This is a genomic window from Neobacillus sp. YX16 (genome assembly GCF_030123505.1).
In the GTDB taxonomy this organism is placed as follows: Bacteria; Bacillota; Bacilli; order Bacillales; family Cytobacillaceae; genus Neobacillus.
The window spans coordinates 1,038,048-1,052,525 of the sequence record NZ_CP126115.1; the positions used below are offsets into that span (position 1 = coordinate 1,038,048).

General features: G+C 36.2%; 14 protein-coding genes and 1 pseudogene. 12 read left to right on the plus strand and 3 right to left on the minus strand.

Going from position 1 to position 14,478, the window contains the following annotated elements:
- The first annotated feature begins 11 nt into the window (after positions 1–11).
- From QNH48_RS05040 to QNH48_RS05060, 5 genes are all read left to right on the plus strand, one after another.
- On the plus strand, positions 12–368 hold the full coding sequence (locus tag QNH48_RS05040; protein WP_283954040.1) for a cupin domain-containing protein: 357 nt from the start codon (positions 12–14) through the stop codon (positions 366–368).
- Between the two features lie 93 nt (positions 369–461).
- Entirely contained in the window at positions 462–1,196 is a 735-nt protein-coding gene (locus tag QNH48_RS05045; RefSeq protein WP_283954041.1) for a GDSL-type esterase/lipase family protein, read from the plus strand.
- A 52-nt stretch (positions 1,197–1,248) separates the two neighbouring features.
- The gene (locus tag QNH48_RS05050) at positions 1,249–1,716 is read left to right on the plus strand and encodes an SRPBCC family protein (protein WP_283954042.1); all 468 of its coding nucleotides are present in this window, start codon (positions 1,249–1,251) and stop codon (positions 1,714–1,716) included.
- 81 nt (positions 1,717–1,797) lie between these two features.
- Positions 1,798–2,658 (plus strand): phosphotransferase family protein, encoded by an 861-nt coding sequence (locus QNH48_RS05055; RefSeq protein ID WP_283954043.1) that lies wholly within the window; start codon positions 1,798–1,800, stop codon positions 2,656–2,658.
- 188 nt (positions 2,659–2,846) lie between these two features.
- Positions 2,847–2,981 (plus strand): hypothetical protein, encoded by a 135-nt coding sequence (locus QNH48_RS05060; protein WP_283954044.1) that lies wholly within the window; start codon positions 2,847–2,849, stop codon positions 2,979–2,981.
- A gap of 289 nt (positions 2,982–3,270) precedes the next feature.
- Here the strand turns inward: QNH48_RS05060 and QNH48_RS05065 are convergent, their stop codons facing one another.
- On the minus strand, positions 3,271–3,555 hold the full coding sequence (locus QNH48_RS05065) for a hypothetical protein (RefSeq protein ID WP_283954045.1): 285 nt from the start codon (positions 3,553–3,555) through the stop codon (positions 3,271–3,273).
- A 486-nt stretch (positions 3,556–4,041) separates the two neighbouring features.
- On the opposite strand from QNH48_RS05065, the gene QNH48_RS05070 reads away from it, so the two are divergent.
- Positions 4,042–4,776 carry a DUF6843 domain-containing protein gene (locus QNH48_RS05070; RefSeq protein WP_283954046.1) on the plus strand — a complete coding sequence of 245 codons (735 nt, stop codon included), beginning with the start codon at positions 4,042–4,044 and terminating at the stop codon, positions 4,774–4,776.
- Between the two features lie 176 nt (positions 4,777–4,952).
- Here QNH48_RS05070 and QNH48_RS05075 read toward each other — a convergent pair.
- A pseudogene (locus tag QNH48_RS05075) lies at positions 4,953–6,188 on the minus strand (IS110 family RNA-guided transposase).
- Positions 6,189–7,013: 825 nt separating this feature from the next.
- Here QNH48_RS05075 and ltrA point away from each other — a divergent pair.
- The 3 genes from ltrA to QNH48_RS05090 all read left to right on the plus strand — a co-directional run bounded on the left by ltrA (position 7,014) and on the right by QNH48_RS05090 (position 10,813).
- Positions 7,014–8,342, plus strand: a complete 1,329-nt coding sequence (gene ltrA, locus QNH48_RS05080; RefSeq protein WP_283951264.1) for a group II intron reverse transcriptase/maturase — start codon at positions 7,014–7,016, stop codon at positions 8,340–8,342.
- A 133-nt stretch (positions 8,343–8,475) separates the two neighbouring features.
- Entirely contained in the window at positions 8,476–9,414 is a 939-nt protein-coding gene (locus QNH48_RS05085) for a GNAT family N-acetyltransferase (protein ID WP_283954047.1), read from the plus strand.
- Between the two features lie 730 nt (positions 9,415–10,144).
- Entirely contained in the window at positions 10,145–10,813 is a 669-nt protein-coding gene (locus tag QNH48_RS05090; protein ID WP_283954048.1) for a Type 1 glutamine amidotransferase-like domain-containing protein, read from the plus strand.
- Positions 10,814–11,386: 573 nt separating this feature from the next.
- On the opposite strand, the gene trhA is transcribed toward QNH48_RS05090, so the two are convergent.
- Positions 11,387–12,034 (minus strand): PAQR family membrane homeostasis protein TrhA, encoded by a 648-nt coding sequence (trhA, locus tag QNH48_RS05095; protein WP_283954049.1) that lies wholly within the window; start codon positions 12,032–12,034, stop codon positions 11,387–11,389.
- Positions 12,035–12,165: 131 nt separating this feature from the next.
- On the opposite strand from trhA, the gene QNH48_RS05100 reads away from it, so the two are divergent.
- The 3 genes from QNH48_RS05100 to QNH48_RS05110 all read left to right on the plus strand — a co-directional run bounded on the left by QNH48_RS05100 (position 12,166) and on the right by QNH48_RS05110 (position 14,473).
- Positions 12,166–12,756 carry a DUF1836 domain-containing protein gene (locus tag QNH48_RS05100; RefSeq protein WP_283955685.1) on the plus strand — a complete coding sequence of 197 codons (591 nt, stop codon included), beginning with the start codon at positions 12,166–12,168 and terminating at the stop codon, positions 12,754–12,756.
- 162 nt (positions 12,757–12,918) lie between these two features.
- A complete protein-coding gene (locus QNH48_RS05105; protein WP_283954050.1) occupies positions 12,919–13,830 on the plus strand; it encodes a dihydrodipicolinate synthase family protein in 912 nt (303 codons plus the stop codon).
- A 4-nt stretch (positions 13,831–13,834) separates the two neighbouring features.
- Positions 13,835–14,473 carry a GDSL-type esterase/lipase family protein gene (locus QNH48_RS05110; RefSeq protein WP_283954051.1) on the plus strand — a complete coding sequence of 213 codons (639 nt, stop codon included), beginning with the start codon at positions 13,835–13,837 and terminating at the stop codon, positions 14,471–14,473.
- Positions 14,474–14,478 lie beyond the last annotated feature (5 nt).

The window sequence follows — 14,478 nt, forward strand, 5'->3', positions numbered from 1 at the left end:
TACAAATCCTTATGAAATTTTATTCCTTTAGTAAAGAGAATGGTAAGCAGATTACAAAATTTAATTCTGATTTTATTATGACTCGAATCATACAAACAAATAAGGATGCTTCAATTGGTTGTATGCATTTAGGTGGAAATGGCTTGATAGGTTTTCACCAAGCAGTAGGACCCCAACTATTGTTAATCTTAAATGGAGAAGGTTTGGTAAGTATTAATCAGGAAGAATATCATAAAGTACAACCTGGTGATGCTGTGTTTTGGGAAAAAGACGAATGGCACGAAACAAAATCAGAAAATGGATTAACAGCTATTGTGATTGAAAGTGAAGAGTTAAATCCATCAGCCTTCATGACTTCAAAAAATTAACATTACACTTGGAGTTAAACTCACAGATCCTACATGAGTCTGGGTGTCACTGGGAAAACTCCTAAATAAATCAACACAAATAGGAGTTTTATAATGAAAAATTATTTATTATTATTTTGTATGATATTAATCCTGTTTGGAACTTATACCGGTATTCATGGCTCTTCGGCCAGTACTAAGGTCATTAATCTTGTAGCCCTCGGTGATTCCATCACACATGGAATAGGGGACCCTGCAAAAAAGGGATACATAGATGGGATTAAAGTGAAGCTGGAAGATATACAGAAAACTCCTGTCAAAGTGAGTAACTTCGCTATACCAAGGTATTCTAGTGATAAAGTTCTCGAACAACTGCAGGATAAAAAAATCAACACGCAGATTAAAAAGGCTAGTTATATCATTCTTTATATCGGAACGAATGATTTTAGAAAGAGTGCTAATTATCAATTTAACCCACTTGATGTAAAAAGAGTAAATGATGGTAAAGTTACATTCACAACCAACCTTACTAAAATCCTTGAAAGCATAAGGAAAAATAATTCTTCTGCTCCTATTTTTGTGCTAGGTTTATATCAACCCTATGTCGAATATTCAAATCGCAAGGAAATTCTAAGCACCATAAAAGATTGGAATGATGAAATTGTCAAAGTGACAGATAATTTCGATCGAATTGAATATGTAGCCACGCTTGATCTATTTCAAGATAAACCCAAAAGTACGTATTTCAGTGATTCTTTACATCCCAATCCTGCTGGCTATAAATTAATTGCTAATCGATTATCTGAAAAAGTATTAAAGGAAATTGGTTTTAAATCATCAGTGAATTAGAAAACATAGTGATAACAGGCTATGAATAAAGGAATAAAAAGGAGTATTTTGAATGATAACACTAAACGAAAAACCCGTTGTAAAAGCAGAAATGCTTATTCGCAAACCCGTTGGGGAAGTATATGAAGCTTTTATCAACCCTGAAATCACTACAAAGTTCTGGTTCACCAAAAGCAGCGGAAGATTAGAAGAGGGTAAAACGGTCAGGTGGGACTGGGAAATGTATGGTGTTGGGGATGAATTATATGTTAAGAAATTAGAGCAAAACAAGGTAATTAGAATTGAATGGACCGACGGTACACAGGTTGAGTGGCTATTTACTCCCCGAACAGATAATCAAACCTTTGTTTCCATCACAAACTCAGGCTTTTCTGGAACTGGCGATGAAATGGTAAACCAAGCGATTGATTCAATGGGAGGATACACAATGGTACTCTCTGGATTAAAAGCGTATCTAGAGCACAACATTCAATTAAATCTTGTAGCCGACAAGGCACCAGATGCGAACGTAAATTGGTAAGAGTAATAAGGCAGCTAAATCCCCTTGATTTAGTCTGCCGTTTTGTCATGAATGAAGCAGAGTTAAAAGGGAGTACAGAAAATGGAGAAATATATAGAGCGCATTAAACAGGTTTACCCTAGCCTGTCCATCCTGGATTGTCAGCTAAATGAAATTGGCCAAAATAATGATGTAATAATTGTAAATGGATCAATCGTTTTTAGATTTCCAAAGTATCAAATGGGGATAGATAATTTAAAAAAAGAGACTGAGATATTAGAAGCTATTTATAGCAATGTATCTATTCCGATACCAAATCCTATCTATCAATCTTTTGAAAATTGGGAAGCAGGGAAAGCTTTTGTCGGCTATGAGTTAATTCAAGGGTCTCCATTATGGAAAACAAGTTTCGCAAGCATTAAAGATGAAGAAGTATTAAATAGACTTGCATCACAACTTGTTAACTTTCTTATCGAGATACATTCCACTTCTAAAAAAACACTGCCATTAAAGGAAACCAATCCCCGTGAACAAATGATAAACCTCTATCAAAGAATACAAATTAAACTGTATCCCTTTATGAGGGAAGAAGCACAACGACAAATCTCTGATTCGTTTGAAACCTTCCTATATAGCAAAACATGCATAAACTTAAACACCACTTTGATCCATGGTGATTTTGGGGCAACCAATATTCTATGGAATCCTGATACCTATGAACTATCGGGGATTATAGATTTTGGCGGCAGTGGTATAGGTGACCCCGCCTATGACTTTGCAGGAATCCTATCCAGTTACGGGAAAGATTTTTTTAATATATGTTTGAATTTGTATCCAAATGGAACCGAAATAGCTGAACGAGTTAAGTTTTATAGAAGTACCTTCGCATTACAAGAAGCCCTGCATGGGGTGGAAAATAACGATGTAGAAGCATTTGAAAATGGGATAAAGGCATATCGATAAACTTCAAACAGAGTTCTTAGATTCTTAAAAAACTGTCTCCAATAGAACCTCATATAGTTCTTAATGCTTAATTTTGTGCTTTCCTCCGATAAAGAAATAAAGAGAAATTAGGTATATTCTCCTGCCATTTTAAGCATTATAAAAGATGTTGCTAGCCCAACATACATAATAAGGAGGAAATACAAATAATGACCAATAAAAATAACAATCGTAACCAACCTCATACTGGTGGAAGCAAAGCCGATACGGAATTTGGTTCAGAACAAGGATTAAGTAAGAAAGCAAGGAAACAAGCTGCAAGAGATAATAAAAAGAACTCCTAAATTAAAGTGGAAAACGCATCACAAGTAAAACAAGGTGTTGCTGCGGCAACATCTTTTTACTTATTCTAACGGGTGAGGTTAGACTTAAAGCCAAAGAGATAATAAAGAAATCCAGTTTTATTCACTGGATTTTGTTCGAGATATGTACAATTGGTAGGGGTAAATAACAAGAGCAAAGCAGATCGAAACAAAAAAAACGTGTTTGGATTTATAATTTACTAATTTATAGACCTTTAATTTTTGCATTATCCAGTTAATCGGATAAGAAAGAAATAAGTCCATAAACGTATTAATCAAAAGGTATAACCAGAATTTTCCGAAGGGTCAAACGAAAAATCCAAATCGTGCCTATAAAGAATGGCCCTAATGTAAAGCTCAAATCATTAATAACTTTATTTAGTAATCCGCCTTTTACTGTCCACCATTTAAAAGGAACAGATAACATAGAATTAATCGCAACAAGTAAAGACGCTAAGATTGCAACGGGTGTATATTTTTTAAACACATTTTTTGGAATAAAGAAAACAGTTGACCACGGTATTAATAAAAGACTAATTCTAATTATAGCTACCAACTTTATAATACTCCTTAGCTGTTTTCCTTTATGTTGCTTAAGACAGGAAAAAATATACTTTTATTCTTATAAATGTAGCGCTCGGATAGATTTTGCCAGTGTACGGACATTGTCCTTCAATATTAAGAATGCAACCTGTCACATAAGCATAAGTATTCCATAAGTATTATATAATTCTACATTGCTATAAAAAGGCAAGCACGGTTGTGTTTGCCTTTTTAATATGTCCCGTTTATTTACCCGTTAAGGTAAATAGGGAGTATTTTTTTCGTTAAATATTGTGAAGGTTTTCACTTAAACTATAAAGGACTTTCCTTAAAGAACCGGCTGCCAACCCAGTCGGGTTTTTTTTATTGAACTAAAGAAGTAGGATAGTTGAACAGGAAATTCGAAAATTTACGGATATTTTCCTAATCATTTATTTGTTAAGATAAGGATGTAGGTAGTATAGGTACATAGAAAAGTAGATGGAGGAGCAATTCTTTCGTGAGGTTAATAAAAGTTATTTTTGCATCAGTAATTATATCAATAATTATTTCACTATTTGTTTCATTATTAAATTACATTCCATTATCAAAAAGAGAACCTGATATTTACTATTTTTCAATTGGAGAAAGTTTAATCTTCGGAATGTTGTATATCACTCCAATTTTGTTCTTGGTGAGTATCATAGCCTTTATTATCTATATATTAATTGGGAAGATTAAACGTTTTTCCCATTTAACTAATGTACTTTTAAGTATATTAATATCAGGTACAATAACATCGCTAACTATCTTTGTCATTGACAAAAACAATGAAACTGACGATATTTACTTGATACCTAAAGGATTTGAAGGAGATGTTTTTGCTTTCTACAATATCAAAGGGGCACCGATGGTTAAAACTGAAAATGGCTATGAAGTGCATGTTATTAATGAAAAAGGATATTTCGTAACTTCGAAACCTGATATGGATTATGGCACAGTAACGGATAAATACTATTATGTAGATGAAAAAGGTGATCGAACTCCAATTAGCAATAAATGTGTTAGTTTATTCGGAACGCTTGGATTTTCAACATTTGACTATGACGAAGAAATCGATTTAAATTATACAGGTTTCAAGCTAACAAAAGATAAATGTAGCGATGAATTTATGACGGAAAGTAATGGTGCGGAAGAAAGTCAGGAAGAGATTATCCGTGAAATATTGAAGCATTACTATGGAGTTGAACAATAAATTGCAAGTAAACTTTTTGATAAATATATCTTGTTGAACTAAACCAGCTAATAGTTTGTCAACATTTTTCAATTAAAAGTTTAATAACCTCATGTTATACTAAAAATATTCATGCCAAATAACCTTCCGTTATGCTCTTTTTGGAAGGTTTTGTTGTATTTAGTTAGATATAGATTTTAAGCTATATCTTGGAAAGTAGATCTGCTTTTTAATAAGGCGTAAATCCAATGTAAGAGCTTATTTGTACAGGCAATGATCGCTACTCTAAAGGGTTTTCCTTCTTCTCGTTTCTTATCGTAAAACTCTCGTAGTCTTCTATTGCGTGGAATAATCTCATCAGTCGTTTTCTTTTACGGGATTCCCGAATACCACTTTGAACAGCCATATACAAGGCGTGGCGAAGCCTACACGAGCCACGTTTGGTTATTCGGTTTACCGATGCAGTAAACTTTCCTGAAGAGTACACACTAGGATCTATTCCAGCGAATGCAACCAACCTCTTGGCACCATTAAACCGATCTATCTCTCCGATTTCAGAAATAATCGTTGCAGCGATTTTTCTCCGATTCCAGGGATAGATTGAAGGATTTCATATTCTTCAATTTCGCTAGCGAGGGCATCTATTTCATCCGCAATATTGGATAGATGCTCTTGGTATTGAAGAACAATCTTAACCAAAATTTCAAGGTTGAAAATATGACTATCATAGAGATTGTTTTGAAAAGGATCACGAAGGGCTGCTTCTCTTAACTTCTGTGCTTTTTCCTTTGCCCATGACTCCGAACGACTCATACATAATGAAGCTATTGTATCCGTTAACTCTTTTTCACTCACACTTAATACAGCCTTAGAAGTAGGGAACTCTAGTAAAGTAAGCAATGATACTTTCGAATATAGGCTTCCAAATACACCTCGATACTCTGGAAATACCTGATCGATTAAAGAATGAAGCTGTAACTTTGTTTTCGCTGATATTTCTGCAATACTCTCTTGTTGTCTTGTGAGATTACGAAGGTTTAAGAGTTGAACTCCACGCTTCTTGTAAGGCTCTAATTCTTCTTTATAATACAATTCACAAAGGTGATAAGCATCGATTGCATCTGTTTTTACCTTTCTTAGGCTTGAGCTCTTGGCTCTGTGTGAGATAAGAGGATTGACGATAATATAAACATATTTTTGTTCCTCTAAAAACTGAATAACGGGAATATGATAGTGCCCAGTTGATTCTAAAACGACCGAAGGTTGATGACCACCTGCTGATTTCTCAACTTCTTGAAGGAAATCTAATAAATTCCCCAAACCCTCAAGATCATGATTAATACTAAAGCTCTTACGGTATGGCTTACCTTTATCTAAAAAAGCTTGTACCTGACTTTCCCTTTTGATACATCCAGACCAATGACTGGATTCATACTTTATCTCCTCCCTGAAATGCAATATTAGTCGGTATCCCCTAAGGCTTCTTGTAATGTCATAGGTTCGCTTGTTAAACGGGATCTATGTCCCAACCAGCCTGAAACATGTTTATACAAGTAGGGGGTGAACAGTTTAGCTAACGGGATTGAATCCCACGGGTGCGACGTTCTACCCCGACTACCGTAATCATAAGACCATATGAAAAAGGTCAACCAGAAAAATCTGACTAACCTTATATTACGAACGGGTGCAAGAGTTAAAGATGGGATTGCTGCGGCGATTCTTTTTTGTGGAGCTAACGGGCAGGTGTGCGGCCGAGCATAGGTCGTATCATATAGCGGGTGGGATTCCCGTCGAGTAAGAACTAGCCATTCGCTCGTAGCGAGTCTTGAAGGACTAAAGGTAACTTTAGTCTTTAAGCGTAGACAGTTAGGTGGCGGGCCGAAAGCCCAAGGGTTGAAGGGATTGAGCTCCATAATGTTAGAAAATCGAGAGGGCTGATGACATACCTGCGTTCAGAAAGCTACATTTTATCTTTCGTTAATGGCAAGAAGGGTAAAACCTCTCTGGGGTCAGAGACCTTGGCACGTTACACATTGATATGATACGGCAACTCGGGAGACCCTACCGGTCTTTTCTTATTTTAATAGAAGAGTATGGTCTACAAGTGATAAAAAGCGAGGAAACCAAATGCCGTGTAGGGAGTCGGATAGCAGCGTAGTACCAATGAAGTTGGGTAATGCCGATGGAGGAAAGGCTAGCTACCAGTTATCACCCTTACTAGGGACACATTTACTACACACAGAGGTAGGTATAAATAAATGGAAACAAAACTACTAAGGATAGCAGAATTAGCAAAATCTAATCCTAAAATGAAATTTACATCTCTTGCACATCTTTTAGATAAGGAAGCATTAATTCAATGCCATCTTGAACTACCCAATAAGAAGGCAACTGGGATTAACGGTACTACTAAAGAGCAATACGATGAAAGTTTAGAAGAAAACATAGAGGACTTAGTAAGTAGGCTCAAAAGCAAAAGTTATCGTCCTGTTCCAGTAAGACGAATGTATATCCCAAAGCTCAACTCAAACAAGATGAGACCATTGGGAATACCGGAACAAGAAGATAAAATTGTTCAAAAAGGCATTACGAAAATACTAAATGCCATCTATGAAAATGACTTTCTAGACTGCTCATTTGGGTTCCGTCCAAATAGAAACTGCCACGATGCACTGAAAATACTGAATCATTATATTGAGAAGAGAGCAATAAGCTATGTAGTAGATGTAGATATTAAAGGCTTCTTTGATAACGTTGACCACAAATGGATGATGGAATTCTTGAAACTCCGAATCACTGACACTAACCTACTGAGACTAATCAGCAGGTTTCTTAAAGGTGGATACATGGAGGAAGGTAAGAAATACAAGACAGACAATGGTACACCGCAAGGTGGAGTGATATCTCCGATATTAGCCAATGTCTATCTCCATTACGTTCTTGATCTATGGTTTGAAAAAGTGGTTAAGAAACAATGTAAAGGCCAGGCGTATATAGTAAGATACGCAGATGATTTTGTTTGTTGTTTTCAGAATAAAAGTGAAGCCGAGCAATTCTTTCATTCATTAAAAGCGAGATTAAAGAAATTTAACCTAGAAATAGCCGAGGATAAAACTAAAATAATTCCCTTCGGACGGTTTGCGGAGAAGAATGCAAAACGTGACGGAATTGGCAAACCGGGTACCTTCGACTTCCTTGGATTTACTCACTATTGTGGGATAAGTAAGCACGGGAAATTCCGAGTAAAGCGGAAAACGAGCAGGAAGAAAGTCCAAGGCAAACTAAAAGGAACTAAAGAATGGCTGAAGAATAATAGGAATAAAGATATTCATATGATTATGGATAGATTTAAACGCTCACTAATAGGTTACTACAACTATTATTGCATCACAGATAATACCCAAACTGTTAACAACTTTAAAGAGAAAATCGAATGCTTACTATACAAATGGCTAAACAGAAGAAGCCAAAGGAAATCCTTTACTTGGGACAAATTCAGGCTCTTTCTTAATAAATATCCACTACCTTCACCAAGAATCAAAGTGAATATTTATGATTTAAGAAAAGAAATTAGCTATATTCTGTGAATGATAATTTGGAGGAGCCGTGTGCGTTAATAGCGCAAGCACGGTTCTGTGAGGGGAGGAACACAATCTACCGTAAGGTAGAGAGGTTCCTTTCTACTCGACTAGTGAAAGCTTAAAAGAACGGAGGAATGCTATGGAAATGGTAATTCGTGATATGGTTATAGAAGATGACTCGCCGAGTGTTTTGCAAATAATAAACCAATTTAATAATGAACCCATTAGTTTAGAGACTTTCAAAAATAATCACAATACCTATAATCATTCTCCAATTATAAAGCGGGTTGTACTTGAGCTTAATAAACGAATCATTGGTTTTGGTTTTGTTGTTAGTGAAACACCTAACATTCCTCCTGGTTTCCTCTTTGAAAAAATCTTTGTAGATAAGCATTATCAGAGCCAAGGATTTGGAAGAATAATTGAATCGGTTCTTTGGAGTTCTGTAATAGATGCCAAACCCCTTGGAATACAGTCCATTATAAATGAAGGCGATTTAAAATCTAAAAAGTGGGCAGAAAAGTATGCATTTATTGTAAAGGAAGTCCAGTTTGAGTCGGTACTTGATTTATCTACTCATTCTCTTACAAGGATAGAAGACAAGTTAAATCAGCACGAGAAAAATGGTCTAACATTCAAAACTATGAAGCATTATCCAGGAGATGAACATTTTGAACTGTTATGCGAATTGTTTAGAACTTTACTAAAGGATTCTCCTGATTGCAATGGAACTGAAATGGGAAAGGATATGGCAGTGTCTTTATTAAAAACCTTCAAAGAAGAAAATATTATCCTCGCCATTATCGATAATCGTTGGATAGGGATGACTGTTTTGTTTAATAGAAATAAAAATGAGATTTACAATTTTTTCACAGGAACTATTGAGGAAATGCGTGGAAATGGCATTGCAACAGCATTAAAATTAAAAGCTATTTCAAAATCCATTCCTATGGGATATATTCGTATGCGAACAAATAACTTATCCACCAATTACCCGATGTTATCTGTAAATAAAAAACTAGGATTTGTTCAACATCCTGGAAAATTGATCCTAACAAAACAACTTGTTTGGAGTTAATATTTTGGTAAACGAGGGCGATTGTTCAATAAGAGCAATCGCTTTTTCACTAACTAGCAGGATAGTTGAAATAAGAAGAGGTTATGTTGTGGAATGATTTATCATAAGTAGTAAATTTTAATTAGGGGATTTTTTATGACAACAAGAAACAAAAGTGCATCTAAACTTTTCTTTGCAGTATCAATATTTCTTCTTTTATTCGTTATTTATGATTACTTAACGGAATGTATTGGATGTGTGAAAATTGATTTACGATATTTTCTTATCTCTTTATTTATAGCTTTAGTTTTATATATTACTATCAAAAAATTTTTAAAAAATAATGATTAAGTTCTTCAATTAACGGGGGCGATACTTCAAGAAGGAGGTCGTCTTTTTCTTTTTGCAAGAAAGATTGTGAAATGATGTACTTAAACTATCGGGGGAGGTTAATATAAAAAGGATTTTTGATTGAAAGTGAAGAATATTAAATAAATCCATCTAAAATTTTTAGAGGATAAATCAAAAAATAATATGATTCGGGTAGAGGTAAAAGTCGATTATCAATTATCTTTCATCATTCATCAACATTATTAAATGTTGGGGAGGTGAAAATCATTTTTAAGATTTCCGCACACAGAATAAGGGGTTACCGTTGAGAATAGGGATATGAAAAAATAGGTTAAAATGCAGTATGTACGCCATTATGTTCATTTTGCATTTTAGCTTGTAACGACAAGGAGTTGAAATTATGAAATTACTACTTACATCTGCAGGCATCAATAACAAAAGCATACATGACGCGCTGGTTGACATGCTGGGCAAGCCAATCGCCCACTCCAACGCCCTGTGCATCCCCACCGCGATGTACGGACACCCCTGGGTCGGCCCCGGCGTCAAAGCCTGGCAGTTCATCAGCGGGAAAGAAGAGAATCCCATGGTCGACCTGGGCTGGAAGTCCGTCGGCGTTTTGGAGCTCACAGCGCTGCCAAGCATCGACGAAGACCGCTGGGTGCCGCTGGTCCAGGAGACGGACGTCCTGCTGGTGTCGGACGGCGACTCCCTCTACCTGTGCCATTGGATGCGGCAATCCGGGCTGGCAGACCTCTTGCCGTCGCTGCACGCAGTCTATGTGGGAATGAGTGCTGGGAGCATGGTGATGGCACCTAACATCGGGGACTTCTTCGTTGGCTGGAATCCACCCAACGGTGGTGATGAAACGCTGGGACTTGTCGATTTTGCAATGTTCCCGCATTTGGATCACGAGATGCTGCCGTATAACACGATGGCTAATGCAGAGAGATGGGCCGCCGGGATGCAGGGGTCGGCGTATGCAATTGATGATCAAACCGCCATCAAAGTGATCGATGGAGAGGTCGAAGTTGTCTCCGAAGGGCATTGGAAACTGTTTTCGCACTGATATTACTCCACCGCTAAAACATATCAAAAAACGTAGGCGATATTCTTGTGATAAAAATATGATTTCACTTGACTGGGTCATGGCTTCAACCAGCATCAACAGATGAAGTGCTGGCCATTGCTTGATAACTTTGGGTCAAAGAATCTTGATGATATAGGGAAACAGTAGAAGTGTTCTAATTCAAGGTAAAAGCAGAGTGAGACGTTAAACTGGTGTGCACCCAATTTAAGCTTTAATGAAGTAGTAAGATATGCCTAACGGAGTCAGACCATACAGGTTCCGTTAGTTTTTGTAAAACCACGGGTTTCCACACTCCACATACACTCTGGATATGTGGAGTGTGGAAACCCGTGGTTTTAATACATAGTTAGCTTGGTCAATAAAAATCCTTATTGGATTTTGAAAGATTGTAAAATTTTACACTAAAACAAACGGGTGCTTTTCTTAAAGATCTGGCAGTGCATATGCAGCCTTTTTTTTTTGGACTAACGGAGCAGGGTAGTTTCTTCCCTAACTATTTAAGGTTTGTCCTTCAAAACAGAATCCGTTACCTCCAATAGGCGTTTTTCTATTTCATATAACAAAGTAAAATACACATAAAAAGTGTGACAAACTTCCAAGCATGATAAAAATGTGGAAGATCTCATGAAAGCCCATGTATTTGGATTGAAGGAATTTTGGCTTTGCCCCGTAAATAACTCCACCAATTGTATAAAAAATTCCTCCGAGAACTAATAAAAATAACCCCAACCTATCCATGCTTCCTGCTAGTGGCGAGAACACAAATACAATCATCCAGCCCATAACAATATACAATGCAGTAGAAATCCAGCGTGGACAATTAAACCAGACCATTTTAAAAACAACTCCACTTAATGCTACGGCTGCAATGATAGAGAATAGAATATTTCCGGTTGTTCCATTTAAACTAATAAAGCAAAAAGGCGTATAGGTGCCGGCAATTAATATAAAAATCATCGAATGATCAAGCCGCCTTAAAAAAGCAATCACATGATCTCTAGCTATTACCATATGGTAGGTGGCCGAAGCAGAATAAAGAAGTATCATGCTGACTCCGAAAATGATGACGGCAGTAATCGCCATCGTTGACGAGGTCGTACTCGACACTTTGATTACCATTGCAAGAAGCCCTACAAAAGATAACAGCGCTCCAGTCAAATGAGTCAGTCCATTAATTGGTTCTCGAATAAAATTACTCATAATTCCCTCCTGATTACAACATGTAGTTTTAATAACTACTTATAATGATACCTCCAATACATTATCTAGTCAATGTTAAATTGTTACGATATAATGTTAATCAGATATCATTAAAAAAGGGGTTTATTATGATGGAAAAAATCCATGAAATTATTGAAAAGATTGGTCTTCATACCAACATGACGCTAGATGAAATACCGAATATTGATTTATATATGGACCAAGTCATTCAGTTATTTGAGAACAAATTTGGAGATTTGAAGAGAAACGATGAGGAAAAGGTTCTTACCAAAACGATGATCAATAACTATGCAAAAGGAAAGCTTATCTTTCCAATAAAAAATAAGAAGTATTCCAAAGAACATTTACTATTGATGAGTTTAATTTATCAGCTAAAAGGGGCTCTTTCGATTAACGATATTCAGGTAACGCTTGATGGAATTAACAAAAGAATTACCAATGAGGATATCGAGTTAGACTCATTCTATAATAGTTATTTGACTCTATCACATAAGAATGCCACAGATTTCAACATGGATATTGAAGATCGCATTAAGGATATAAAGGAGGAAGTAACAAAAATGGAGGATAAGCACTCACCTTACCTTGAGCAGGTGCTAATGATATCTTCACTTGTACATATGAGTAATTTGTATCGAAAAGTCGCAGAAAAGCTGGTTGACGAAATCGTTATAGAAAAAGAAGCAAAGCGCCACCGCTGATTGACAGTTTTCAATCAGCGGTGGCGCTTTAATGAATTGAAATGTTGGAGATTTTTTTCAAAAGTTATAAAAATGGTGAAAATTATTTACAATAAAATGTAGATGTGTTATATTTCTTTTGTAAACGTTACCATTAAAATTCATTTCAGGTGGGGAAGAAAAATGAAATTAGATAAATTTAAAGGGATTATTCCTGCATTTTATGCTTGCTATGATGATTTAGGAGAAATATCGGAGGATAGAACAAAAGACCTTTGTAACTATCTTTATGAAAAAGGGGTAAAAGGTTTATACGTAGGCGGCAGTTCGGGTGAATGTATTTACCAAAACCTTGAGGAGAGAAAAGCGACATTAAAATATGCCGCAGAAGCGCTAAAGGGAAAACTTACTTTAATTGCTCACGTTGGTGCGCCATCCACTAGAGAGAGTAGAATTTTAGCAAAATATGCCGAAGAGCTGGGCTATGATGCACTATCAGCTATTCCGCCAATCTATTTTAAGCTTCCTGAAAACTCTATCTATAAGTATTGGACGGAGATTATAGAATCAACTGAACTTCCGTTTATTATTTACAATATCCCGCAAACTACCGGGTACAATCTTTCTATCAATCTTTTTAAGAAACTAATAGAGAATAAAAAGGTTATTGGAGTTAAAAATTCCTCTATGCCGGTAATGGATATTGAACGCTTTAAAGCTGCAGGTGGAGAAAACTTTATTGTATTTAATGGTCCAGATGAACAGTACGTTTCTGGAAGAATAATCGGTGCTGACAGCGGAATCGGTGGTACCTATGCAGCAATGCCAGAACTATTCTTAAAAGCTGAGGAGTTTGTGTCTTCTGGAAATTTTGAACAAGCGGGAAAAATCCAAAGAGATATAAACGACATCATTATTGCTTTATGTTCCCTTAATGGCCATATGTACTCTGTGATTAAGGAAGTTTTAAAATTAAGAGGAGTCAATGTTGGTAGTGTAAGAGGACCTCTTGAGCCAGTACACGGGGAAGATTTAAACAAGATTGAAAGAATTAAAGATTTAATTGATTCTGCCATTCTAAAATACGGAAGGTAATGAAATGAAGAAAAGAATTGTCTGCTTTGGCGATTCAAATACTTGGGGCTATGATGCAAATACGTTGGAAAGATTTCCAGAGGGCGTTAGATGGACTAGTCTTTTAGCTGAGCTTTTAGGTGATGAATTTCAAGTAGTTGAAGAAGGGCTTTCAGGCAGAACAAGTGTTGTAGATGATCCTCTTTTTGAAGGATTAAATGCATTTACCTATATTCATCCATGCTTAATGAGTCATGCACCACTTGAGCTCGTTATTATCATGCTTGGCACAAATGACACGAAAGAAAGATTTAATCTTACTGCTTATAATATCGCTCAAGGGATTGCCAGGCTTTCACTTAAAGCGAAAAATACACCTGCTGGGATAAAAGGCAGCTTTCCAAAGGTGTTAGTCATTGCCCCTCCCCCAATCGGTAAAGAATACTATGAAACTAGCATAGGAAACTCAATGGGGATAAATTGTGATAGAAAATCAGAAGAAATGCCCATGTATTTAAAAGAATTACTAAAGATTCAGGGGACGGAATTCCTTGATACCAAGGGGTTCATCGTTATGAATACCATTGATTACATGCATCTGAATGAGGAAGGCCACAGGCTTTTATCAAAGCTTGTCTTCAATAAAATAAAAAATATTTTATAAAGGGG

What these genes read in the sequence shown, in the direction of transcription:
- QNH48_RS05040 (WP_283954040.1), top strand. Translation starts at nt 12, where the DNA reads ATGAAATTTTATTCCTTTAGTAAAGAGAATGGTAAGCAGATTACAAAA.
- QNH48_RS05045 (WP_283954041.1), top strand. Translation starts at nt 462, where the DNA reads ATGAAAAATTATTTATTATTATTTTGTATGATATTAATCCTGTTTGGA.
- QNH48_RS05050 (WP_283954042.1), top strand. Translation starts at nt 1,249, where the DNA reads ATGATAACACTAAACGAAAAACCCGTTGTAAAAGCAGAAATGCTTATT.
- QNH48_RS05055 (WP_283954043.1), top strand. Translation starts at nt 1,798, where the DNA reads ATGGAGAAATATATAGAGCGCATTAAACAGGTTTACCCTAGCCTGTCC.
- QNH48_RS05060 (WP_283954044.1), top strand. Translation starts at nt 2,847, where the DNA reads ATGACCAATAAAAATAACAATCGTAACCAACCTCATACTGGTGGAAGC.
- ltrA (WP_283951264.1), top strand. Translation starts at nt 7,014, where the DNA reads ATGGAAACAAAACTACTAAGGATAGCAGAATTAGCAAAATCTAATCCT.
- QNH48_RS05085 (WP_283954047.1), top strand. Translation starts at nt 8,476, where the DNA reads ATGGAAATGGTAATTCGTGATATGGTTATAGAAGATGACTCGCCGAGT.
- QNH48_RS05090 (WP_283954048.1), top strand. Translation starts at nt 10,145, where the DNA reads ATGAAATTACTACTTACATCTGCAGGCATCAATAACAAAAGCATACAT.
- trhA (WP_283954049.1), bottom strand. Translation starts at nt 12,034, where the DNA reads ATGAGTAATTTTATTCGAGAACCAATTAATGGACTGACTCATTTGACT.
- QNH48_RS05100 (WP_283955685.1), top strand. Translation starts at nt 12,166, where the DNA reads ATGGAAAAAATCCATGAAATTATTGAAAAGATTGGTCTTCATACCAAC.
- QNH48_RS05105 (WP_283954050.1), top strand. Translation starts at nt 12,919, where the DNA reads ATGAAATTAGATAAATTTAAAGGGATTATTCCTGCATTTTATGCTTGC.
- QNH48_RS05110 (WP_283954051.1), top strand. Translation starts at nt 13,835, where the DNA reads ATGAAGAAAAGAATTGTCTGCTTTGGCGATTCAAATACTTGGGGCTAT.